The 21,848-nt window shown below is 59.0% G+C and carries 19 protein-coding genes; 5 read left to right on the top strand and 14 right to left on the bottom strand.

Annotated elements, in window-relative coordinates; genetic code table 11:
- Window positions 1–73: 73 nt before the first annotated feature.
- Complete coding sequence (locus MSL71_RS09715; RefSeq protein WP_180139553.1) at window positions 74–1,165, top strand: LysM peptidoglycan-binding domain-containing protein; 1,092 nt, start codon at window positions 74–76, stop codon at window positions 1,163–1,165.
- Between the two features lie 192 nt (window positions 1,166–1,357).
- On the opposite strand, the gene MSL71_RS09710 is transcribed toward MSL71_RS09715, so the two are convergent.
- Window positions 1,358–3,145, bottom strand: a complete 1,788-nt coding sequence (locus MSL71_RS09710; RefSeq protein WP_180139551.1) for a GspE/PulE family protein — start codon at window positions 3,143–3,145, stop codon at window positions 1,358–1,360.
- A 485-nt stretch (window positions 3,146–3,630) separates the two neighbouring features.
- Here MSL71_RS09710 and MSL71_RS09705 point away from each other — a divergent pair, with 485 nt between their 5' ends.
- Both MSL71_RS09705 and MSL71_RS09700 read left to right on the top strand, forming a co-directional pair.
- Window positions 3,631–4,452 (top strand): dihydrodipicolinate reductase C-terminal domain-containing protein, encoded by an 822-nt coding sequence (locus MSL71_RS09705; protein ID WP_180139540.1) that lies wholly within the window; start codon window positions 3,631–3,633, stop codon window positions 4,450–4,452.
- Window positions 4,453–4,455: 3 nt separating this feature from the next.
- Window positions 4,456–5,064, top strand: a complete 609-nt coding sequence (locus MSL71_RS09700) for a 5' nucleotidase, NT5C type (protein WP_180139537.1) — start codon at window positions 4,456–4,458, stop codon at window positions 5,062–5,064.
- Between the two features lie 196 nt (window positions 5,065–5,260).
- On the opposite strand, the gene MSL71_RS09695 is transcribed toward MSL71_RS09700, so the two are convergent.
- From MSL71_RS09695 to MSL71_RS09675, 5 genes are all read right to left on the bottom strand, one after another.
- Window positions 5,261–5,617, bottom strand: coding sequence for a NifB/NifX family molybdenum-iron cluster-binding protein (locus tag MSL71_RS09695; protein WP_180139534.1), 357 nt, complete (start codon window positions 5,615–5,617; stop codon window positions 5,261–5,263).
- Between the two features lie 72 nt (window positions 5,618–5,689).
- Window positions 5,690–6,052, bottom strand: a complete 363-nt coding sequence (locus MSL71_RS09690; protein WP_180139531.1) for a NifB/NifX family molybdenum-iron cluster-binding protein — start codon at window positions 6,050–6,052, stop codon at window positions 5,690–5,692.
- A gap of 16 nt (window positions 6,053–6,068) precedes the next feature.
- Entirely contained in the window at window positions 6,069–6,959 is an 891-nt protein-coding gene (locus tag MSL71_RS09685; protein ID WP_180139528.1) for an ATP-binding protein, read from the bottom strand.
- On the bottom strand, window positions 6,956–7,804 hold the full coding sequence (locus tag MSL71_RS09680; RefSeq protein WP_180139525.1) for an ATP-binding protein: 849 nt from the start codon (window positions 7,802–7,804) through the stop codon (window positions 6,956–6,958). Before MSL71_RS09680 ends, MSL71_RS09685 begins: the two co-directional genes overlap by 4 nt.
- Window positions 7,805–7,945: 141 nt before the next feature.
- Window positions 7,946–8,386, bottom strand: a complete 441-nt coding sequence (locus MSL71_RS09675) for a DUF134 domain-containing protein (RefSeq protein ID WP_180139522.1) — start codon at window positions 8,384–8,386, stop codon at window positions 7,946–7,948.
- A 252-nt stretch (window positions 8,387–8,638) separates the two neighbouring features.
- On the opposite strand from MSL71_RS09675, the gene MSL71_RS09670 reads away from it, so the two are divergent.
- Entirely contained in the window at window positions 8,639–9,448 is an 810-nt protein-coding gene (locus MSL71_RS09670) for an HD domain-containing protein (protein ID WP_180139519.1), read from the top strand.
- Between the two features lie 412 nt (window positions 9,449–9,860).
- On the opposite strand, the gene MSL71_RS09665 is transcribed toward MSL71_RS09670, so the two are convergent.
- A complete protein-coding gene (locus MSL71_RS09665) occupies window positions 9,861–12,086 on the bottom strand; it encodes an NADP-dependent isocitrate dehydrogenase (RefSeq protein WP_180139516.1) in 2,226 nt (741 codons plus the stop codon).
- 217 nt (window positions 12,087–12,303) lie between these two features.
- Between MSL71_RS09665 and MSL71_RS09660 the strand changes: the two genes are divergently transcribed.
- Complete coding sequence (locus MSL71_RS09660; protein WP_180139512.1) at window positions 12,304–13,470, top strand: transposase; 1,167 nt, start codon at window positions 12,304–12,306, stop codon at window positions 13,468–13,470.
- A gap of 357 nt (window positions 13,471–13,827) precedes the next feature.
- On the opposite strand, the gene MSL71_RS09655 is transcribed toward MSL71_RS09660, so the two are convergent.
- From MSL71_RS09655 to MSL71_RS09625, 7 genes are all read right to left on the bottom strand, one after another.
- A complete protein-coding gene (locus MSL71_RS09655; RefSeq protein WP_180139509.1) occupies window positions 13,828–14,523 on the bottom strand; it encodes a Crp/Fnr family transcriptional regulator in 696 nt (231 codons plus the stop codon).
- 76 nt (window positions 14,524–14,599) lie between these two features.
- On the bottom strand, window positions 14,600–14,872 hold the full coding sequence (gene minE, locus MSL71_RS09650) for a cell division topological specificity factor MinE (RefSeq protein ID WP_246317761.1): 273 nt from the start codon (window positions 14,870–14,872) through the stop codon (window positions 14,600–14,602).
- Window positions 14,873–14,879: 7 nt separating this feature from the next.
- Window positions 14,880–15,680, bottom strand: coding sequence for a septum site-determining protein MinD (gene minD, locus MSL71_RS09645; RefSeq protein WP_180139505.1), 801 nt, complete (start codon window positions 15,678–15,680; stop codon window positions 14,880–14,882).
- 108 nt (window positions 15,681–15,788) lie between these two features.
- The gene (locus MSL71_RS09640) at window positions 15,789–16,466 is read right to left on the bottom strand and encodes a septum site-determining protein MinC (protein ID WP_180139502.1); all 678 of its coding nucleotides are present in this window, start codon (window positions 16,464–16,466) and stop codon (window positions 15,789–15,791) included.
- A gap of 347 nt (window positions 16,467–16,813) precedes the next feature.
- Window positions 16,814–17,974 carry an alanine racemase gene (gene alr / locus MSL71_RS09635; RefSeq protein ID WP_180139499.1) on the bottom strand — a complete coding sequence of 387 codons (1,161 nt, stop codon included), beginning with the start codon at window positions 17,972–17,974 and terminating at the stop codon, window positions 16,814–16,816.
- Window positions 17,975–18,071: 97 nt separating this feature from the next.
- Complete coding sequence (locus MSL71_RS09630) at window positions 18,072–18,773, bottom strand: anaerobic ribonucleoside-triphosphate reductase activating protein (RefSeq protein ID WP_180139497.1); 702 nt, start codon at window positions 18,771–18,773, stop codon at window positions 18,072–18,074.
- 239 nt (window positions 18,774–19,012) lie between these two features.
- Window positions 19,013–21,103, bottom strand: coding sequence for a ribonucleoside triphosphate reductase (locus tag MSL71_RS09625; protein ID WP_180139494.1), 2,091 nt, complete (start codon window positions 21,101–21,103; stop codon window positions 19,013–19,015).
- Window positions 21,104–21,848 lie beyond the last annotated feature (745 nt).

Here is a 21,848-nt window from a genome sequence, read left to right as displayed (position 1 = left end):
GTGACGCAGGGGCCTTATTTCAGACCGGATACGGTCTATATCAACTTACCTCAATCATCATACCGGAGCGATTATGGATATCAAGGCAAAACTCCGATACGCCGCCCTACTCTCACTGATTTTCATTTTCTCCTCCGGGGTATCGGGCCTGGCCGACACCACCACGCAGGTTTCCTCGGAAACAGGGGTGTATTACACGGTCAAAAAAGGGGACACCCTCTGGGGACTCTCCCAAAAGTTCAGTGATAACCCGTACACCTGGCCCGACCTCTGGAGCAAAAACGGCCAGCTGACCAACCCCCACCTGATCTACCCCGGCCAGAAAATCAAACTCGTCCATCGCAGTGACCTGGACAAACTGGGCACCGCCGATAAAGCCATGGACGCGGCCATTGAAGATGCCGAACCCGTGGAATCTGCAGAGACGGCAAAAGAAACCGAGCCCCGCACATATTACTACTCAAAAATCGAACGGGCCGGCTTCATGCGACGGGAGCCTATCACCCCCCACGGGTCGGTCTTTAAGCTCAAGGGCACCGACCAGCTGATGCTGGGGGAAGGCGACACCATCTACATCAAGGCCAGCGAGGAAACGCCCCTGGTCATCGGCGCGCGCTACGTCACCTACCGCACCCTCACCCCCAGGCAGATCACGGCGCGGTTCCTGGACGTGGACCGGAAAAAGCTCAATCGTGTCCGCAAGGAGATCGGCACCCAGCACTACCTGAGCGGGGTGGTGGAGATCACCGGCGAACGCGGCGGCTTCTTCATTGGCCGCATCACCGACTCCTACCGATCCATCAAGCTCAACGACATGATCATGCCCTACAAGAAGCGCTCCCGGAACATTCCCATTCTGGACGGCCTTGAATCCATGGAAGGGGAGATCATCACTGCCGAAGAGGGAGAAACCACCTTTGGCGAGGACATGGTCGGATTTATCAACCGGGGCACCGCCGACGGCATCGCCAAGGGCCAAGTCTACACGGTGTTCTACTACGAGACCAAAAAGCCCACCGACGCCCTGAGTGACAAGGGCCTTCGAGTTCCCGTCAATATCGGCAAATTTATTGTCCTGGACGCCCAGGAGGAGACCGCCACCATCCTGGTCACCGACTCCATCCAGGGATTGAGCCCCGGAGACCATTTCGCCTTCTTGAAATAACCCCACCCGCAAGAAAATGAAAAGGCGCCCCGACCATGGTCAGGGCGCCTTTTTTTATGGAGAAGAACGCGTAACAAATCCGCTCGCCTTCTGCGGAGTCTGAAAAAAATTTCTTAAGACCTGTTTGCCAAACGTTTTTAAACGTTTGGCTCCCTGCAGGGCCGCCGGGGGCCTTTTTTATCGGTCACGCAATCAGTGGCTCTCCCAGGTCACCCGGAGCAGCTCTTCCCAGGTGGTGTTCCCGGCCAAAAGCTGCCGGATCCCGCTCTCCCTTAAGCTCACCATCCCCTCCTTGGCCGCCTGCCTGCGAATGGCAGCCACATCCGCGTCCTGGGTGGTAAGACGACGAATCGTATCGGAATAGGTAAGGATCTCAAAGATGGCCAGCCGACCCAGATACCCCGTCCCCCGGCACTTGAGGCACCCCGTGCCCCGGGAGAGGGTGAGCATCCCCTCACGCCCCGAGTCCAGCCCAAGCCCTTTTAATTTTTCGCTGTCCATGTCGTAGGTCTCCACGCAATGGGGACAAACCCGCCTCACCAGGCGCTGGGCCACCACTCCGGAGAGGGTGGCCTGGATGATGTAAGACGGAATCCCGATGTCCAGAAGACGGGTAATGGCCGAAGGGGCATCGTTGGTGTGAAGGGTGGAGAGAACCAGGTGGCCGGTCATGGAAGCCTGGGCGGCGTTTTCCGCGGTTTCCAGGTCCCTCATCTCCCCGAGCATGATGATATCCGGGTCCTGGCGCAAGATGTTCCTCAGGATGGTCCCGAACTTGATCCCCACCTGGGGCTGAACTGCAATCTGGTTGAACTCCTCGTGGACCATCTCAATGGGGTCCTCCACGGTGGTGATGTTAAGCTCCGGGCTCGCCCTGCGCCTCAAGGTGGAGTAAAGGGTGGTGGACTTTCCGCTACCCGTGGGCCCGCACACCAGCACGATGCCGTGGGGCCGGTTTACGAGGGCCTCGTATCGCCCCAGGTCTTCCCCGGTGAACCCGAGCTTTTCCAGGTCCTGGAACATGATGTCCGGGTGCAGGACTCGCATCACCACCTTCTCGCCAAAGGCCACGGGCACGGTGGAGACACGGATCTCCACCTCGGTGCCGTCCTGGTCGGTCTTGATGCGGCCGTCCTGGGGACGCCGCTTCTCCGCCATGTCCAGGCGGCTCATGGCCTTGATGCGCGTCACCAGGGCGCTGTGGATGGTCTTGGGCAGCTCGTAGACAGAGTGCAGCGCCCCGTCGATGCGCATGCGGATGACCGTCACGTCCCGCTTGGGCTCGATGTGGATGTCACTGGCCCGCTGGTCAAAGGCGTAGCTGAACAGATGGTTCACCGCGTTGATGATGTGGTGGTCAGAGGACTGAAGCTCTCCGTAGGAGCCCAGCTTGACGAACTGCTCCAGGTTCCCCAGGTCGATGCCGGTGCCGGCGTACTGGGACTTGGCTGCGGCAATGGAGGAGCGGAACCCGAAAAACTCGTTGATGTAACGCTCAATGTCGGAACGGCAGGCCATCACCGGGCGGATGCGCATCTGGCTCACCCGCTTGAGGTCATCCAGGACCTCGGTGTCAAAGGGATTGGACATGGCCACGGTGAGCTCCCCGTCCTTGATGTCCACGGGCAGCACCAGGTGCTTCATGGCAAAATTCTTGGGGATGGTTTTGGTCACCGTCTCCATGTTGAGCTTCAAGGGGTTGATCTTCATGTAGTCCATGGCCCAGGCCTCGGCCAGGGCCTGGTAGATGGCGTCCTCGTCCAGGGGCTCTCCGGGCCTGTCCGCCCGGTCCATGGACAAATGCCTCAAGACCTCGATGATACCGGCCTTGACGTCTCCCTTTCTCCGGGAGAGTTTTCTCTCCACGCTCTCCCGCATGGAGACCACATGCCTGGCCTGATCCTGGGAGAGGTATCCCCCCTGGACAAGATGGGTCAACACGGACTTCGGAGAAAATTTTTCACGGGATATGGCGTTCATGGCAGTGGGTTCTCCTTCAGTATCGGACAGGAAAAAAAGAGGGGCGGACACACCGTGCGTCTATTCATCTCATCTCATCTATTCTATGCACACGGGCAGGCGAGACAGCGTAAGGTATCTTGCTCCGTTTTTACCACACGTACGGCCCAAGGACAACAAGGCACACCGTCCGGGGTGACGCATGTTGAGCACACCTCCGGCGGCCCTGGCGAGCGCCAAACGGTTATAAAATTTACAAACACGCGTTGCCAATGCCTTTGAGAACGTGTGCATGAAATCTGCCGCCAGGCATTCGCCACAGGATTTCCAGGAGCCCCACCTGGCCGCCTAAGCCACACGTTTTGGGACATCCTGATGTTTCTGAGCCGTAAATGGGTTGTCCCTGACCCCGTTTTTGAATCGCGCCGGCAAATATGGTAGGTTACCGAGCGGGCCTGCCGAGGCCCACAACCAACCACCCCGAATCCTACTGACGAGGCGACACCATGACGACCACCCACATCATGATCAACGGCGTTCCGGGCAAGGTGGCCACCACCATCCTGGCCCACGCGATAGATGACGAACGATTTACCGTTTTGCCCTACTCCTTCACCGGACCGGACACGGACAAAAGCATCCGGGTCAAGGAGACGGAGATCACCCTGGTTTCCCCTGACGAGCGCCAGGAAGCCCTTGCGGAGATCCGCAAACGCTGCGACTCCTTTATCACCGTGGACTACACCCACCCCAGTGCCGTGGACGCCAACGTCGCCTTCTACTGCGCCGAAGGCCTCCCCTTTGTCATGGGCACCACCGGCGGCAACCGGGAGCAGATCCGCGAGGATGTGAATCACTCGACGATCCCGGCGGTCATCGCCCCCAACATGGCCAAGCAGATCGTGGGGCTCCAGGCCATGATCGAATACGGGGCCAAAAACTTTCCCGGCCTCTTCAAGGGCTTTCAAATGACCGTCAAGGAGAGCCACCAGAGCTGGAAGGCCGACACCAGCGGCACGGCCAAAGCCATCATTCGCCAGTTCAACCTGCTGGGGGTGGACTTCACCGAGGCAGACATCGACATGGTCCGTGAGCCCGAGGCCCAGAAAGCAATGGGCATCCCCGAGGAGCACATAGACGGCCACGGCTGGCACACCTACACCCTCTGCGCCCCGGACGGCAGCTCCGAATTCGGCATCACCCACAACATCAACGGCCGGGACATCTACGCCGAAGGCACCCTGGATGCCGTGGCCTTTCTGGAGAAAAAACGCCTCTCCGGCACCACGGGCTGCTTTTCCATGATCGACGTCCTGAAAAACAGCTAATCCATGAAAGCACCCATTTTTGTGGACATGGATGATGTCATCGCCGAGACCACGCGCACCTACCCGGCCCTGGTGAGACGGGAATTCGGTGTTGAGGCCACCTACGAGGGTATCGCCGACTTTGATCTCTCCAACTCCTTTGGGCTCAGCCGAAACCAGCTGGCGCACCTCTTCAAGGTGGTTCACACCCCGGAGGTGCTCATGGGTTTTTCCCCGGTGGCCGGAGCCAGAGAGACCTTGGCGGCCTGGCAGACTCAAGGGTACCCCATCGCCGTGGTCACGGGGCGTCCCCCTGAAACCCGGGAGATCTCCCTTGCCTGGCTGAAGCGGGAGAAGGTGCCCTTTGACAGCTTTGACATCTGCGACAAATACGGCCGCCACCACCCGCGCCAGGGTCCCTTCATCACCTTGGACGAGGTCAAACAAAGGCCCTACACCCTCGCCGTGGAGGACTCCCTGTCCATGGCCGCCTTTCTCAGCGGCCCCATGGAGATTCCCACCTTTCTTTTTGATCGCCCCTGGAACCGCCGGGGCAGGGTTCTCACCGCCTGCACCCGCTGTACCTCCTGGCCGGAGATCGCAGCCGGAGCCTCCCGGCTCCTCGCCCCCTGAGGGAATTAGGTCCGCCCCATAAAAAAACCCCGTTTTGCATAAAAGGAGGTCCCTTTGCAAAAACGGGGTTTTTGTGTTTTACGGCCGGCCCTCTTCTTCGAGTGGACGGACAGGTGAATCAGACCCGCCGTAAAACGCGTTGGGGGCGGCAAGGGGTCTCCCCCGCCGCCTCAAGGCGCGTCAGTCTATCTGTGAATCAGTGATCGCAGATATGATTTTCGTCGTGACCGCAGGCGTTCTCGCCGGTTTCCAGGGTCTTGGCGAGCCAGGCTTTGACGAGCACTTCGGGGTCTTCCACGGGGGCACCGGTGACCACCTCGATGTTGCTGGCGTTGAGGAGCTGCTGGGCCCTGCCGCCCATGCCGCCGGCGATGACGTGGGTGACGCCGTGATCCGCCAGCCACTTGGGCAACACACCGGGCTCGTGGGGCGGGGGAACAAGCTTTTCAGTGTCCTTGATCTCCCCGTCGGCTACGTTGACGAAGGCAAATTCCTGGCAATGTCCGAAATGTGCTGTAAGCTGGCCCATGGCCAGTGGAATGGCGATTTTCATTTTTTTCTCCTTCATGGGTATACAAAAGCGGCGGCAGGCAAAGCCACCTTGAATGCAAAGTTGTCAAAGGGACTAAATCCAGTGTCCTTCCACGTTGGCTTCGGCGGAGGCCTGAAGCTCTCCGGCCTTAAGCTGCTCAACGGCCTGGCGGGCGGAGCCTTTGGCCCCGGTGTAGATGTTGATGCCCGCGCCCGTAAGCACACGGAAGGCCTTGGGGCCGCAATTGCCCGTGATAATGGCCGTGCAGCCCGTCTCAACGATGGTCTTGCCGGCCTGGATGCCGGCACCCTGGGCTGCGTTCAGGTTCTGGGTATTTTCCACCACGCTCCAGGCCATGGTCTCGGTGTCCACCACGAGAAAACAGGCGGCGCGGCCGAACCGGGGGTCCATGGGGGCGTCGAAATCCGGCGCTGTAGCTGTCACTGCGATCTTCATTGGGGTTCTCCTTGGGTTACAGAGCCATCTTCAGTGGCCCGCGTTTGTCATCCAGAAAATTAACGACCTGCTGCCACACACCGCGAATCGCCGTGGCCGCAGGACCTTCGGAACAGGTCACCAGGGGCTTGCCCTGCACCATGGACGCGGTTACCGCCTCGTCCACGGGAATGTCGCCTAAATGATGCATGCCCTTTTCTTTTGCCACTTCCCGGATCCGCTCCGCCATCATGGGGTGGAGGTCCCACCGGTTGATGGTGATCATGGCCGGGACCTTGAGAAAAGCGGTGAGCTCGGCCACGCGCTCCAGGTCATGGAGCCCCGAGACCGTGGGTTCGGTGACCACCACCACGGCATCGCATCCGGTGGTGGCCGCAATGACCGGGCAGCCGATGCCCGGAGGGCCGTCTACCAGGATCAGGTTGGCCGCGGTCTCTTCCACTTTTTTACGCGCCTCGCGGCGCAGCAGAGAGACGAGGAGCCCGGAGTTCTCTTCGGCAATGCCCAGGCGGGCATGGACCAGGGGCCCGTTCTCCGTGCTGGAATTGAACCAGGTGCCGCACACCCGGGGCTCCATGGTGATGGCCCCTTCGGGACAGAAGTGGGCGCACACCCCGCAGCCTTCACAGGCGATGCGGTTGAGGCGGGGCCCCTTTTCAATGGCCCCGTACCGACACCGGGTTTCGCATTCACCGCAGTGGGTGCAGGCCTGGATATCGATCTTCGGCAGGTTGCCCCCTTGAAAGGGGTGCTCTTCCTCCACGGTGTGGGGGGTGATCATGTACAGGTTGGCGGCGTCCACGTCTGCGTCCACCAGCACCCTGTTGGTGGCAAGGGCCGCAAAGGAAGCGGTAACCGTGGTTTTTCCGGTGCCGCCCTTGCCGCTTAAGATGGTGATCTCTTTCATCGTGTCCCCCCTTCCGTGGCTTTGCGGATCTTGTTCACCATGCCTTCAAAGGCCTCGGCCATCTCCGGCATCGCCTCCACCAGAAGGCGTCCCCTGGCGTAGTACTCCGCGACCTTCCGGCTGTAGGGGATGGACATCAGGATCTCGATGCCCTCCTCCTCCGCGTACCGGACCACCCGGTCATCCCCGGCGTCGGCACGGTTGATGACGATGCCGAAGGGAATACCCAGGACCCGAACCGCCTCCACGGCGAGTTTCAGGTCATTGAGTCCGAAGGGCGTGGGCTCGGTGACCAGCACCACGTAATGGGTCCCGCCCATGGCGGCGATCACCGGGCAGGAGGTCCCCGGAGGGGCATCCACGATGACCAGCTCCTTGCCCTCGGCGGCCTCCTTCACCCTGTCGATGAGGGGAGGGCTCATGGCTTCGCCGACCTTGAGGCGCCCTGTAATCAGTTCAATGCCTTTGTATCGGCCCCGCTCCAGTTCACCGAGTTCGCGGGTGCCTTCGGAAAGGGCCCCGGAGGGGCACACCATCACGCACCCGCCACAGCTGTGGCACATGCGGGGAAAGGTATAAAGCTCGCCTGCCACCAGGGTGATGGCGGAAAACTGGCACAACTCGCTGCACGCGCCGCACTGGACGCACACATCCTCATCCACCACCGGAACCATGGTGGTGACAGGGGTCGTTATGACCGACTCGGGATTCAAAAACAGATGGACATTGGGTTCTTCCACGTCGCAGTCAAGAAGGGTGGCCCCTTCTCCGACGGCCACGGCGAGGTTGGTGGCCACGGTGGTTTTCCCCGTGCCCCCTTTGCCGCTTGCTACCGTGATCATCATGGCGTTCACTACCCCGTGTTACGGGTTTATCTTAACCGTCGGATCCCCGGAACGGGATGTCTGTGAAATTCCTTTTGATGAGCACCGATCCCGGATGTGGGGGCCGGATCGGTCGGTATCAAAAAAAGCTTGCGCACGGCATCATTCGGACTCGGGAAACCCGGCTTCTTCTTTCCAGACCCTGTGGAACTTCACGCTCTCGCACGAAGGACACCCGTCCGGGCGCCCGGTTCCATAAGGTTCCTGCCACCTTTTGCCGCAACCGCTGCAGACAAACAGGCGCAACTCCTCTGTGATCCGATAGTTGCCGCCCTCCACGCGCAGGGCCTTGGCGTGAACCAGGGCGTCGGCCACCTTGCGCCGTGCTTCCCGCACAATGCGCCCCAGGGTGGCCCGGGACACGTTCATACGGCGTCCCGCTTCTTCGTGGGAGAGCTGTTCCAGATCACAGAGTCTGAGGGACTCCAGTTCGTCCACGGTGAGCAGGGTCTCCTCAAGCTGCCGAAGGGGAATGCCCCCCGGTTTGAAATAGCTGAGGCTGGAGGGAACTCCCACCACCCGTTCTTTTTTTGGACGTACCATGACTCCTCCTTGGTTATGAGCATATGCTCATAAGCTGTTATTTAGACCAGGCCGAAAGACCTGTCAATGTTTTTTTCACCCCATCACAACAAGGCCGTCACAGGCCGGAACATCGCGTAACTAAAGAGACAAAAAGGGGTAGTCGCCACCCGCGCGTTCCCTTGCCCCATGCCACAAAGAACCCTTCTTGCGCGGTGTCCGGCACCCCTTGCCTGTTTTCAAGAAGACGGGGTGTGTGCTACACTTTAAGGTATGGATGAGACATACAGACAAATTCGACAACGGGCACGGGAGCTGGTCAAGGACCTCCCGGAACCCGCCTTTTATAAAGAGGAAGCCGATGCCCTTGCAAGGTCGCACCGACTTTTTGATCGAAACAAAACGCTCAAGGGACTCATCTCCCATCTGGAGGCCGAGCTGGATGAAGACTTCGGCCACGGGCTTTTCCACGCCCAAAAAGTGGCCATCGAAGCCGGGGCCATCGTGCTGGTGGAGCGCTGCTCCGGGACAAAAGGGTGCGATGCAGACTCCCCTTCCCTGGAACGCCTCATGTTCAAGGCCCACTGCGCCGGCCTGCTCCACGACACCATGCGAAAACATAAGGACCACGCGGAAAAAGGCGCGGCTTACGCGGAACGCGTCTTGACCGAACTGGGATTTCCCACCCAGGAAATCCACGAGATTGCCTTTGCCATCGCCTGCCACGAAGCCTTCAAAACCCATGACGGCACCTGCCCGGCAAGCCCCGATGCCCAGCTTTTGGCTGACGCCCTCTACGATGCCGACAAATTCCGCTGGGGACCCGACAACTTCGCCCACACGGTCTGGGACATGGTCTCCTACGCGCGAATCCCCCTGCCCCTCTTCATGAACCACTACCCCAGGGCCCTGGAAGGAATCGCCCGCATCAAAAAAACCTTCCGGTCCCAGACCGGAAAGCTCTACGGGCCTGGCTTCATCGACATCGGCCTGGAGGTGGGCAAAAAGCTCCACACCATCATCCAGACCGAGTTCGCCCCCAACCTGGGGCACTGCACCACGTCCAACCCCACATCCCCTTAACCAGCTTGTTCACTGGTCATCCAAAGAAGCCTCCGGCGGCCCTGCCGGGGGACAAACTTTTGCCAAACTGTATGATCTGGGTTTGACAAACAGGTCTTGACAGCTTTTCTATGAATTCCGGCGATTCTGACTGCTCTAACCTTTCTTACCGGAAAGTTTTTTGCGGAGCTTTTTTTCAAAAAAGCGACCCGCCGGAGGCACGCTTTTTAGTATCGCTTCCATTATAAAACGGCTGTTCTTATTTATAAATATGGATAGCTGCATATTGACAACAGCAACAGAGGAGAGGCAACGGCGGGGCATGTTTAAACGCCCCTTCCCTTCTTGCCAAGAGGAAAAAGGAAAGGGGCGTGGGAATTGCATGGGCTTTCGCGGCTTGCCCCGGCAGGGCCGAAGGCAAGGGGAAACGTTCTTACAGCTGGTCGATAATGGTATTGAACGTGGGGCTCGGCCGCATGAACTGTGTGGTCTTTGTGACGTCGGGCCGGTAGTAGCCGCCCAGGTCAACGGGGCTTCCCTGGGCGCTGATCAGCTCGTCGGTGATCACGGCTTCGGCGGCTGCCAGCTTGTCTGCCATGGCGGAAAAGCGGGTGGCAAGGTCCGCATCGGCGGTCTGCTCGGCCATGGACTGTGCCCAGTAAAGGGCAAGGTAGAAGTGGCTTCCCCGGGTATCCATCTCGCCTACTTTACGGGAAGGGGATTTTTCGTTTTCCAGGAAGCGGCCGATGGCCTTGTCCAGGGTCTCAGCAAAGATGGTGGCCTTTGCATCCTTGTGGGTTGCGGCGATGTGCTCGAAGGAGGGCACCAGGGCGCAGAACTCCCCCAGGGAATCCCAACGGAGGTGGCCTTCCTTCAGCACCTGCTCCACGTGCTTGGGTGCAGAGCCCCCGGCCCCTGTTTCAAACAGGCCGCCGCCGTTCATCAACGGCACGATGGAGAGCATCTTGGCGCTGGTACCGAGCTCCAGAATGGGAAAAAGGTCCGTGAGGTAATCACGCAGGACGTTTCCGGTGACGGAGATGGTATCCTCACCTTTCCTGATTCTCTCAAGGGAGTATGTCATGGCCGAAACCGGATCCATGATCCTGATATCCAGCCCCTGGGTGTCGTGATCTTTCAGGTAGGCGTTGACCTTGCCCATGAGCTGCGCGTCATGGGCCCTGTCTTCGTCAAGCCAGAACACGGCGGGTGCCTGGGTAACGCGGGCACGGGTCACGGCCAGCTTCACCCAGTCCCTGATGGGTGCATCCTTGGTCTGACACGACCGAAAGATATCCCCTTGCTCCACGGGCTGCTCCATGAGGGTCTTTCCGGCGTCGTCGATAACGCGAATCATCCCGCGCCCCGGGGCCTCGAAGGTCTTGTCGTGGGAACCGTACTCCTCGGCTTTCTGGGCCATGAGACCCACATTGGACACACTGCCCATGGTGGCGGGGTCAAAGGCGCCGTTCTTCAGGCAATCCTCGATGACTTCCTGGTACATGGTGGCGTAGCAGCGGTCCGGAACCATGGCGAGGGTGTCGTGGAGCTTGTCGTCGGCGCCCCACATCCTGCCGCCGTCGCGGACGACCACGGGAATGGAAGCATCCACGATGATGTTGTTGGGAACATGCAGGTTGGTGATGCCCTTGCTTGAGTCCACCATGGCAAGCTGGCAGGAGGCCTCGTACACGGCCATGATATCGGCTTCGATTTCAGAACGTTTCTCTTCGGGCAGGTCCTGAATTTTTGCGTAGAGGTCGCCCAGGCCGTTGTTCACGTTGATGCCCAGGGGAGCAAGGGTGTCGAGGTGCTTGTCGAACACATCCTTGTAAAAGACGGAGACGCAGTGCCCGAACATGACAGGATCGGACACCTTCATCATGGTGGCCTTGAGGTGCAGGGAGAGCAGCACGTTTTCCTTTGCGGCAAGGGAGATCTGCTCGGCGTAAAACGCGCGCAGGGCCCGGACGTTCATCACCGCGGAATCCATGACTTCACCGGCAAGCAGGGGGGTCTCCCCCTTCAATACAGACACCGTGCCTTCGGGGTCCACATACTCGATGCGCACGGAACACGCCTTGTCCACCACAATGGATTTTTCGCTGGCGTAAAAATCCCCGTCTTCCATATGGGCGATGCGGGCCTTGGAGTGATCCGGCCAGGCTTTCATGAGCCTGTGGGGTTTCTTCTTCCCGAAGGCCTTTACCGAGGCCGCGGCCCTTCTATCGGAGTTTCCTTCCCGGAGCACAGGGTTCACGGCGCTGCCGAGGACCTTGGCATAACGTGCGTGAAGCTCTTTTTCCGCATCGGTCCGAGGCTCTTCGGGATAGTCCGGCACGTTAAACCCCTTGTCCTGAAGCTCCTTGACGGCCGCTTTGAGCTGGGGGATGGAGGCGCTGATGTTGGGCAACTTGATGATGTTGGTGGCAGGCTCCTTGACTAGGGCCCCGAGCTCTTCCAGATGGTCGGCGACCTTCTGGTCCTCGCTTAAGTTTTCCGGAAAATTCGCAAGGATTCGCCCTGCAAGGGAGATGTCCTTTTTCTCGAAGCGGATACCTGAACCCTTGGTAAAGGACTCAAGTATGGGCAACAGGGAGTGGGTTGCCAGTGCGGGAGCCTCATCTATAGCGGTGTAAATGATACGTTTGTCTGTCATAGTGTCCTCATGTCAATTCAGGTAAACCACCAGCTGTGGCAGTGGACTCTCACAGGGCCTGGGCCTTCGCACCCAATGAATCCGACATAAAAAGAGTGTGTTCCCCTTGCGTCAGAGGCAAATCACTGGAATCTCTTCGTGGCATGTCGTCGTTTATTCATTGCGGTGGCCCGTGTCAGCTCCGGGAGCCTGTGGGCATAAAAGCTGCCGTCACATCATGCATCAACAAAAACAGTCTTTTTCTACTACCTTAAGCTCCGCATCAAAGCAAGGCCTGCCTTCCAAATCAAAAACCGGAAAAAACCGGGACAAAACCGGGACAGGCTCTTTATGTTGGACATACCATGCATCCTGTGGCAAACTCTACAAAACTGATATCATGGCAAAATCATTAGAAAGCCAGCCAGACAAAGCCAATCCCACAATCAGATTCTGCAAGACCGAAAAGGAGGGTTCCATGCCGCGCGTTCCCCGTATGGTCGTTACAGATTCAGGACAAAAAGCTGCTTACCATGTGATCAGCCGAACCGCATTGGACGGGCTTCCGTTCGGTAAAGTTGAAAAAGACGAGCTGGTACGAATCATTCAAAAGTATTCCAGGATTTACTGTGTCGAAGTACTGGGATTTGCCGTCATGGGAAACCATTTTCACCTGCTCATCGAGATGATCCCCGACGACATGGTCTCCGACGACGACGTGCGAACACGATTCCGCCTTCTTTATGGGGACAATACGGAATTTGCCGAGGCTCGCATCAAAGAGTACCGGGAGAGATTTTGCAGCCTGTCCGCCTACGTCAAGGACATCAAGCAGCGATTTTCCTGTTTTTACAACAAGCGAAAAAACAGGAAAGGCACTCTGTGGGGTGAACGATTCAAAAGCGTCATCGTCGAGCAGGGAAACACGTTGATCCATTGTCTCGCGTATATTGATTTGAATGCCGTGCGGGCCGGAATCGTGAAACGACCTGAAGATTACCGCTGGAGCTCCATCGGATACCATGCCCAAACCGACAACAGGGACGGATTTCTCTCATCGGATTTTGGAATGCCTGATGTTGCTATGGATTCTACCGAAACGCAGCTCAAGGCTTACAGGGAGTACCTGTATCATTTAGGGGCCATTGAAAAGAGGGGCAAGGCCAGCATACCCAAAAACATTCTGGACGCAGAGGCCGCCCAGGGCTTCGAAATCAATCGTGCAAGGCGATTTCAATACAGGACCCGCTACTTTACGGATTCAGGGATAATCGGTTCCCGGGCCTTTGTTGAAAGGTATTACGAAACATTTAGAGACCATTTCCCGGCATCTCGGGATAAAATTCCGAAGCGTGTACGGGGGATCGAAGGGATGTACTCACTGAAACGGCTGGTCGAAGCCTGACCACCATCGCAATCTAAAAAAAACACATCTACACCCTTGGCGATACCCGATAAAGGGCCTGCGGCAAAGCCCTTAGGGTGAAATGCGCTTTACCTCCCCCTTCTGCGCCCACATATCCCCGTTCAACACGTCCTGTGGCCCATGTGGCAGCTATCACCAATAAAAAAAGCCGGAATCGTTGCAATCCATGAATGGAAACAAGACGCCCCCAGTCGACTTCAGGCTTGCTTCGGCATTAATAACCTGTCCCCTACGAACTGTCCCCTACGAGTCCTACGAATAAATCGCATAAAGAGCCTGTCCCTTCATTCCTTCATTCACAGATAACGAACTATCTGTTCACACATAGGCCCAGGCCTAAAAATCCATGGGCACGGCAAGCTCTTCCAGGGCGTCCCAGTCTGAGATGGTGATCACACCCCGGTTCAGTTGGATGATGCCCTCTTCGCGGAGCTTCTTGAGTTCGCGGTTGACGCTTTCGCGGGTGGCGCCCACCATCTCCCCCAGCTCTTTCTGGGTGAAGGTCAGATCGATCTCAACGGGCTTGTCCCGGCCGTCGGAGACCTTCTCGGCAAGCTCCAGGAGACACTTGGCCAGGCGGGTGGAGATGCTGAAGAAGCAAAGGCCTTCCAGAAGGTCGTCGGTTTTCCGGATCATGGAAGAGAGATCGCACAGGATGGTACGCAGGGCGTGTTCGTCCTCCTGGAGGATGTGGATAAAGGCGTCGCGCTCCAGGACCAGAAGGCGGCTGGCGGTCATGGCCACGGCATCGGCGCTTCGGCTCTGGCCGTCGAACATGGACATGGTCCCGAAAAAGGAGGGTTCCCTCAGCACCGTCAGGATGATCTCCTCCCCCACGCTGGAGGGCAGGACAATCTTAACGGCCCCTTCTTCGATGATGTACATCTCGTTGCCCTCGTCCCCTTTGCGGAAGAGGGCCTCGCCCTGCTTGAGGGTCACGGGTTTGACGGCCCTTGCGATGCGATCGAGGCTGGCGGTGTCCAGGGAGCGAAACAGGGGAATGGTCCGCAGCAGGTCGTGTGTGAGATCCATGGCATCCTCTTGTGTCAATGGTCGTGGGGCCCCCGGCGTCAGCCCGCCTCCGGGGTCCGTAAAATGAAGGCCGCCCCTATCTGCGAAGGGACGACAAAATGGGGGTGTTCATCACCAGGGCCGAGTAGTCGTCGGTTTTATCGATGTCCAGGGAGAACCCTGCCCTGTCGATCTCAAAATAACTGGAGATCACCTTGAGAAGGTCCTCGCGCAGGTTGCTCAGGACCTCGTCGGAGACCTCCAGGCTGTCGCACACCAGGGCGAGCTTCAGGCGCTTTCTGGCCACCTCGCTGCTTCGGGGCTCCTCTTTTGAGCCCATCATCTTCTGCAACAGGTTGTTCAGCATCATCTCCTCCTTACCTTGCCAGACCCATTTTCCGGCCGAGGCGTTTAAAGAATCCACTGTCGGTTCGAGGCACCTCGATGGGCAGATCGGTCTGTCCGGCAAGACGAGCGGCAATGCGCTCAAAGGCACGCCCGGCCTTGGAGTCCTTCTGCATCACCAGGGGCACCCCGGTGTTGGTGGAGACAATGACCTGTTCGTCCATCTCCACAAGGCCGATGAGCTCCACGGAAAGCACGTCCACCACGTCCTCGTGGCTGAGCATGTCGCCGCGTTCCACCATCTGGGGCACGATGCGGTTCACCACCAGTTTGGGGGCGATCTCCTTGGCCAGAAGCAGGCCGATGATGCGGTCGGCGTCCCGGATGGAAGAGACCTCGGGCATGCACACCACCACGGCGTCGTCGGCTGCGGCCACGGCGTTTTCAAAACCCTGTTCGATGCCCGCCGGGCAATCGATGAGGATGTAGTCGTACTCGCCTCGAATCTCATCGATGAAGGAGGTCACCTCATCCGGTCCCATGGTGTTTTTGTTGTCGCTCTGGGAGGCGGGAATGAGAAACAAATTGTCGATGCGCCTGTCCTTGATGGCCACCTGGGAGGGTTTGCACCGCTGCTTGACGGCATCCACGACGTTGAAGACGATACGGTTTTCAAGCCCCATCACCACGTCCAGGTTCCGCAGTCCGATATCCATGTCCACCACGGCCGTCTTCTTGCCCGCAAGGGCCAGGGCCGCTCCGATGGAAGCCGTTGCCGTGGTCTTGCCCACACCGCCTTTGCCCGATGTGATGACGATTACTCTGCCTTTCACGTATCCAACTCTCCTGTGCGTGCGTTGTTGTTCGTTTACGATGATGCGCAGCCTCAAAAAGGCATCGCCTTGATACTATGGGGTCCCCTTAAACGACCCGGGTTCCGCTTACGCTCTCCAGGTCAGAACCGGGGCTTTGGCGAAGGGATTTTCTTCCAGGTAATCGGCCACCACCACGGCCCCCCCGGCCACTGAGGCATACGCCACACGTCCCGGGACGTCCGGTGTGCGGTGGTCCGCCACATGGGTCCCGATCTGCAGCTGCATGGGACGGAAATCAAGGGCCATCACGATGGAATCTGAATCTCCGGGGGATCCGGCAATGGCGGTGCCCCGAAGGCCCCCCATCACATAGATGTCGCCCCCGGCCACCACCTCGCCCCCGGGGTTCACGTCCCCGAGCACCAGAAGATGCCGCTCCGCGGTGACCCGCTGCCCGGATCGCACGCGCCCGGTAAGGACCTGGGTCTCCGAAGCTGAAGGGGTGGGGATAACCTCGGCCCCTTCGCTCTCCGGCGGCTCACCGTAAGGCAACACGCCGGAGACGGCAAACCGGTCCTGAAGCACCGGGGCAAGGCGATCCGCCCAGAGGGACGAGCCGGACCAGCTGCCGGCGTCCACCTGTACCAGGGCCCCGGCCGCGAGGTTTCTAAGCTGGCGGAAAATTCGAATCGTGGCTTTCAGGAGATGGTCTTCCGAGGCCCTGGGGTCCACGGAGAGCAGAAAACCGTCCCCGTATCCCTTGATTTTCACCGCTGTTTTCGCCGCGCCAAACAAAACCGCCACCGCATATCCTTCCTTAACATGTTGACAACAGAGCAAAAAGCCCGCAGCACACAATCACTCCATACGAGTTCAGGGCCGATCTTGAAAAACCGTATTATCGGGCTTATCCCGGGGAGTCTCCCGGGCGTGTTGCGATGCCATTAGCAATAATAGCTATCCAAAGTAACATGCAATCATAAAAAACCAGGGGATATCGGTCAAGGCAGATCACGCGCGGTAAGTAGAATAGAAGGGATGGAGCAAAAGAAGCTGATTTAAGAAAATCGCAAAAAGGAAAGTAACATTCCGGAATTTTGCCTGTTTCTACGCCATCGAGGCTGGGGAGCGCCAGCTCCCCGCCCCGGATTTTATGGACGGTAGACCCGGGGAACCCGGGAGGCAACCATGCAGGTCACTTCATAATTGATGGTGCCGACAACCTCGGCAATCTCATCGGCGGAGACCAATGCGTCGCCCTGGCTGCCCATGATCACCACCTCGTCCCCCACGGCCACGCCGTGGACATCGGTGACATCCACCATGGTCATGTCCATGCAGACCCGCCCCAGAACAGGGACGCGATGGCCCCGCACCAGCATGTGCCCGCGATTTGACATGAGCCTGGGGTACCCGTCTCCGTACCCGCAGGGAACCGTGGCCACCACGGTCTCCTTCTCCGCCTGCCAGGTCCCGCCGTAGCTGATGAACGCCCCTTTTTTCACGCGCTTGACCTGGACGACACTCCCCTTCACCTGCATGGCGGGACGAACCCCCAGGGCATCCACGCGCACCTTGGCAGAGGGGTTCAGGCCGTACAGGGAGATGCCCCCCCGCACCATGTCGAACCGGGCTTCGGGAAGGGTGAAGATGCCCGCCGTGTTGGCGGCGTGGCGAAGTTCAAAGGTGACCCCGAGGGCCTCAAGGCACCCCAGGACCGAGGTAAAGCGGGCCAGCTGATTCCGGGCCTCCACCAGATTGGCTTCATCGGCGGTGGCAAAGTGGGTAAAAATGCCCTCGGCGCGGATCCCCGGAAGGGCCACCGCCCGGGCAATGGCTTCTGCGCACGCCTCTGCGGACTCCCGGCCCGGATCCTGCACCGCGTCAAAGCCCACACGGCCCATGCCGGTATCCACCTTGATATGCCCCAGGACCTCGCCGCCCAGTTCCCCTGCCACCCGGCTCAGCATGCGGGCGTACCCGTCGTCCACCACGGCCTGTCGCAGGCCGTAGCGTATCAAAAGGGGCACCCCCGACTCCGGCGTGACGCCCAGGATAAGGATGGGGGCCTCGATGCCCGCTTCACGCAGGACAACGGCCTCGGAAACCCGGGCCACCCCCAGCCAGGATGCGCCGTGGGCAAGGGCGGTTCGGGCCACCTCTTCGGCACCGTGGCCATAGGCATTGGCCTTGACCACGGCCATGAGCCGGGCCTTTCCCGCATGGGCTTTCAATATCTGTGCATTGGCGGCGATGCGGGAAAGATCGATCTCCGCAAAGATGGGTTCAGGGACATTAAGGGTTGCTGTCAAGGGCACCTCCACAGGCGCTGATCCGGCAAAAGAACCGTAGCAGACATGCCAAGGCCACCTGGGCCATCATCGCCTGCCTGCATCGGTCCCGCCGTCGTCACGACGCCATCCTGAGCACACAGCGCCTGACCTTCTCTTCGGCAACGCATTTGAACCGTTTCAGGAGTTCGGGTGAGATCCCTTCGTAAACGTCGAAAAAGTCCGGATTCAGGGTGTGCTTGGGGTTAAACTCCTGCAGGGCGTAAAGCTCTGCGCCTTCTATCATGCCGGTGATGGTGTCCAGAACCGCCTCGTCGATGAACGGCGAGGTGCAGGTGGTGCGAAACTCATGGGGCAGGCCCGAGTGCAGGATGGCCGACACGCTCTCCTTGAGCTCCGCCTCCATGGGGCGGCGTGAGAGCAGCGGCATGTAAGCGGCGGGATCGGCCTTGATGTCCATGGCCACATAGTCCAGCAGGCCCTCGTCCATCAGGGACTTGAGCATCGCCGGGCGGCTTCCGTTGGTGTCCAGCTTGACCAGAAATCCCATCTCCTTGACCTTGCGGATGAACTCAGGCAGGTCGCTGTGAAGGCAGGGTTCTCCCCCGCTCACCACCACAGCGTCCAGCCGCCCCACCCGGGTCTGCAAAAACCCCAGGACCTCATCCACCGCATAGGGCGTCTCAGGCCCACCATCATTCACCAGTCCGGCGTTGTGGCAGTAAGGGCAGGTCAGGTTGCATCCGTAGGTAAAGACCACCGCCCCGATCTTTCCGGGGTAATCGATCAGCGAGCATTTGTTCAAACCACCGATAATCATCGTTCAGGACTCTCCTTCCATCACCAGATGGCGGCCGCCTAAGGGTCCGCGCATCTGCCGCTCCAAAATAGTCGGGGCCGATCTTTCCTGCAAGGAGAAATCGGCCCCGATACACAGATCAAGGGTTCGGCAACAAGGCCGTTCCTTATGTCGGCTCCCCTTTCGGACACGGGGAGCACGTACTGAAACGCATGGGCCACGGCACGGGATGCGACCCATGCCATGGCCAACCCGGATATTTAGGCCACCTTAAAGGTTTCACGCATGCAGAATTCGCTCTGCTTGCCGTTGTTCCACTGGGATACGGGCCGGAGGTACCCCACCACGCGGGAGTAAATCTCCGTGGCGCTGCCGCACTTCTCGCAGGTCTTCACCTCCCCTGCGATGTAGCCGTGGGAGGGACAGACGCTGAAGGTCGGGGTCAGGGTGAAATAGGGCAGGCGGTAGTTGCCGGAGACCTTTTTCACCAGGGACTTGACCGCCTCCACATCGGAGACCTCTTCCCCGAGGAACATGTGAAGCACGGTGCCGCCGGTGTACTTGGTCTGGAGCTCGTCCTGGAGGTCCAGCACCTCAAAGAGGTCGTCGCTGTAGTTCACCGGCAGGTGGGTGGAGTTGGTGTAGAAGGGGTCGTCCCCGTTCCTGAAGGCCTCTTCGTTGGCGCAGGCCGCATCCGGATAGATCTTCTTGTCCTTCATGGCCAGGCGGTACCCGGTGCCTTCCCCGGGGGTGGCCTCCAGGTTGAAGATGTCCCCGGTCTCGTCCTGGAGCTGTTCCAGGCGACCGCGGATATGGTCCAGGATCCTCAGGGCCATCTCCTTGCCCTCGGTCTCGGCGATGCCCTGGCCCATGAAGTTCACCAGGGCCTCCTGCATGCCGATGATGCCGATGGTGGAGAAATGGTTCTTCCAGTAGATCCCGAAGCGCTCCTTGATATGGCGCAGGTAGAACTTGGAATAGGGGTAGAGGTTCTTTTCGGTGAACTCTTCCAGGATCTTGCGCTTGATCACCAGGCTCTCCTTGGCCAGGTCGATGAGCTCGTCAAGACGTGCCATGAAGGCCTCCTCGGTCTCCACCTCTTTGCCGATGCGGGGCAGGTTGAGGGTGACCACCCCGATGGAGCCGGTGAGGGGGTTGGCGCCGAAGAGCCCGCCGCCGCGCTTGAGGAGCTCGCGGTTGTCCAGGCGCAGTCGGCAGCACATGGACCGGGCGTCGTCGGGGCTCATGTCGGAGTTGACGAAGTTGGAGAAGTAGGGAATGCCGTAGCGGCCCGTCATCTTCCAGATCATGTCGAGGTTGGGGTTGTCCCAGTCGAAATCCTCGGTGATGTTGTAGGTGGGGATGGGGAACGTAAAGACGCGGCCCTTGGCGTCCCCTTCCATCATCACCTCGGCAAAGGCGCGGTTCAGGGTGTCCATCTCCTCCTGGAACTCGCCGTAGGTCTCTTCAAGGTCCTCCCCGCCGATGATGATGGGGGTGTCCTTGAGGTTCTTGGGCACCACAAGGTCCATGGTGATGTTGGTAAAGGGGGTCTGGAAACCGACACGCGTGGGGATGTTGATGTTGAACACAAACTCCTGGAGCGCCTGCTTTACCTTGCCGTAGGAGAGCTTGTCCTTACGGATAAAGGGGGCCAACAGGGTGTCGAAGTTGCTGATGGCCTGGGCCCCGGCCGCCTCGCCCTGGAGGGTGTAAAAGAAGTTCACGATCTGACCCAGGGCTGTGCGCAGATGCTTGGGCGGGGTGCTCTCCACCTTGCCGGCCACGCCTTTGAACCCTACGCGCAGGAGGTCCTGAAGGTCCCAGCCCACGCAGTATACGGAGAGCAGGCTCAGGTCATGGATATGCAGGTGCCCCTGGTTGTGGGCCTCCCGGATGCCTTCGGGGTAAATCTTGTTGAGCCAGTACTCGGCGGTGATGTCCGAAGAGATGTAGTTGTTCAGGCCCTGGAGAGAGTAGCTCATGTTGCTGTTCTCTTTGATCTTCCAGTCGAGCTTCTTGATGTAGTTATCCATCAGCTCGGTGTTGGCCTTGATGGTGATGTTCCGAATCTGGGCACGCTGCTCACGGTAGAGGATGTACGCCTTGGCGGTCTTGTAAAACGGGGAATCCAGAAGCACGCGCTCCACAATGTCCTGGACCTCCTCCACGTCGGGAACCGCCCCCAGACGCAGGGTCCGGGCCATGGAGAGAAACTTCATGGTCAGCATCTTGCCTTCCCGCTCCCCGAACTCCCCTGTGGCTTTCCCCGCTTTTGCGATGGCCGCCGTAATCTTGGAAGAGTCAAATTCCACCACGCTACCGTTTCGTTTTTTGATTCGTTCGAACAAATGCCTACCCCTTCTTCATCTTTAACGTTCACAGGTTTACACAGACCACACGGCGGAGAGCCCTCTTGCACCTTATGCCTAAAGGCCGCATCTCTCACTCGTACCGGTCAGGTCAGGGTTCCGGTTGCATAGCCGCGCTCCGACGGTTCGGAACGGTCCGGGGAACCGCAATGCACGCACGCATCCCCATGGACAGCCGCAGACTATGTAACCACCATCTCCTCTTGTATGTTGTAAAGACTGCTTACATCGAATTGTTGTGTGGAATGATGCCGATCGACAGCCCTCAAGGCAGGGATCAACTACGCCCTAATGTGAGACCGGCAACGACGTGACATGACGCCGGACCCGCCTGGCAGAACCCTTCCTGCCGTGAGCCACCGACGCCGTCATGGATTATCTTATCGGATGTTCCTCATTCAGTGAGTTGGGGACCGGGCATTGCCCATGGGAAAGGGCCCCTGGAGTCAGCTCCGGGTAAATACCTTGCCATGGTTGCCTCTGTTGCCCCATGTCGTCATGAAATGTTCTGATTGTTCGGGCTTCCGAGAACTCGGTTTTCAGCCTGCCGCGCCCCAGGAGAGGGCGGCATGGAAAAATCGGGTGTCAGGTTGTGACCCGGGGATGTCGCCGGCCTGGTATTGGCCCCAGCGACAGCTCAAGTTTACACAATATATAGTCAGTGTCAACCCTATTCTCCCACATGTTGTATATTCCCCCTCCGGACCACCAGCAGCCATATCTT

Source organism: Desulfoluna butyratoxydans, from assembly GCF_900699765.1.
GTDB classification, from domain to species: Bacteria; Desulfobacterota; Desulfobacteria; order Desulfobacterales; family Desulfolunaceae; genus Desulfoluna; species Desulfoluna butyratoxydans.
This window is presented reverse-complemented; position numbering and strand designations above follow the sequence as displayed.

Bases quoted from the DNA above. Each gene is read 5' to 3' on its own strand.
- MSL71_RS09715 (WP_180139553.1), top strand. From the start codon at position 74: ATGGATATCAAGGCAAAACTCCGATACGCCGCCCTACTCTCACTGATT.
- MSL71_RS09710 (WP_180139551.1), bottom strand. From the start codon at position 3,145: ATGAACGCCATATCCCGTGAAAAATTTTCTCCGAAGTCCGTGTTGACC.
- MSL71_RS09705 (WP_180139540.1), top strand. From the start codon at position 3,631: ATGACGACCACCCACATCATGATCAACGGCGTTCCGGGCAAGGTGGCC.
- MSL71_RS09700 (WP_180139537.1), top strand. From the start codon at position 4,456: ATGAAAGCACCCATTTTTGTGGACATGGATGATGTCATCGCCGAGACC.
- MSL71_RS09695 (WP_180139534.1), bottom strand. From the start codon at position 5,617: ATGAAAATCGCCATTCCACTGGCCATGGGCCAGCTTACAGCACATTTC.
- MSL71_RS09690 (WP_180139531.1), bottom strand. From the start codon at position 6,052: ATGAAGATCGCAGTGACAGCTACAGCGCCGGATTTCGACGCCCCCATG.
- MSL71_RS09685 (WP_180139528.1), bottom strand. From the start codon at position 6,959: ATGAAAGAGATCACCATCTTAAGCGGCAAGGGCGGCACCGGAAAAACC.
- MSL71_RS09680 (WP_180139525.1), bottom strand. From the start codon at position 7,804: ATGATGATCACGGTAGCAAGCGGCAAAGGGGGCACGGGGAAAACCACC.
- MSL71_RS09675 (WP_180139522.1), bottom strand. From the start codon at position 8,386: ATGGTACGTCCAAAAAAAGAACGGGTGGTGGGAGTTCCCTCCAGCCTC.
- MSL71_RS09670 (WP_180139519.1), top strand. From the start codon at position 8,639: ATGGATGAGACATACAGACAAATTCGACAACGGGCACGGGAGCTGGTC.
- MSL71_RS09665 (WP_180139516.1), bottom strand. From the start codon at position 12,086: ATGACAGACAAACGTATCATTTACACCGCTATAGATGAGGCTCCCGCA.
- MSL71_RS09660 (WP_180139512.1), top strand. From the start codon at position 12,304: ATGCATCAACAAAAACAGTCTTTTTCTACTACCTTAAGCTCCGCATCA.
- MSL71_RS09655 (WP_180139509.1), bottom strand. From the start codon at position 14,523: ATGGATCTCACACACGACCTGCTGCGGACCATTCCCCTGTTTCGCTCC.
- minE (WP_246317761.1), bottom strand. From the start codon at position 14,872: ATGATGCTGAACAACCTGTTGCAGAAGATGATGGGCTCAAAAGAGGAG.
- MSL71_RS09630 (WP_180139497.1), bottom strand. From the start codon at position 18,773: ATGATTATCGGTGGTTTGAACAAATGCTCGCTGATCGATTACCCCGGA.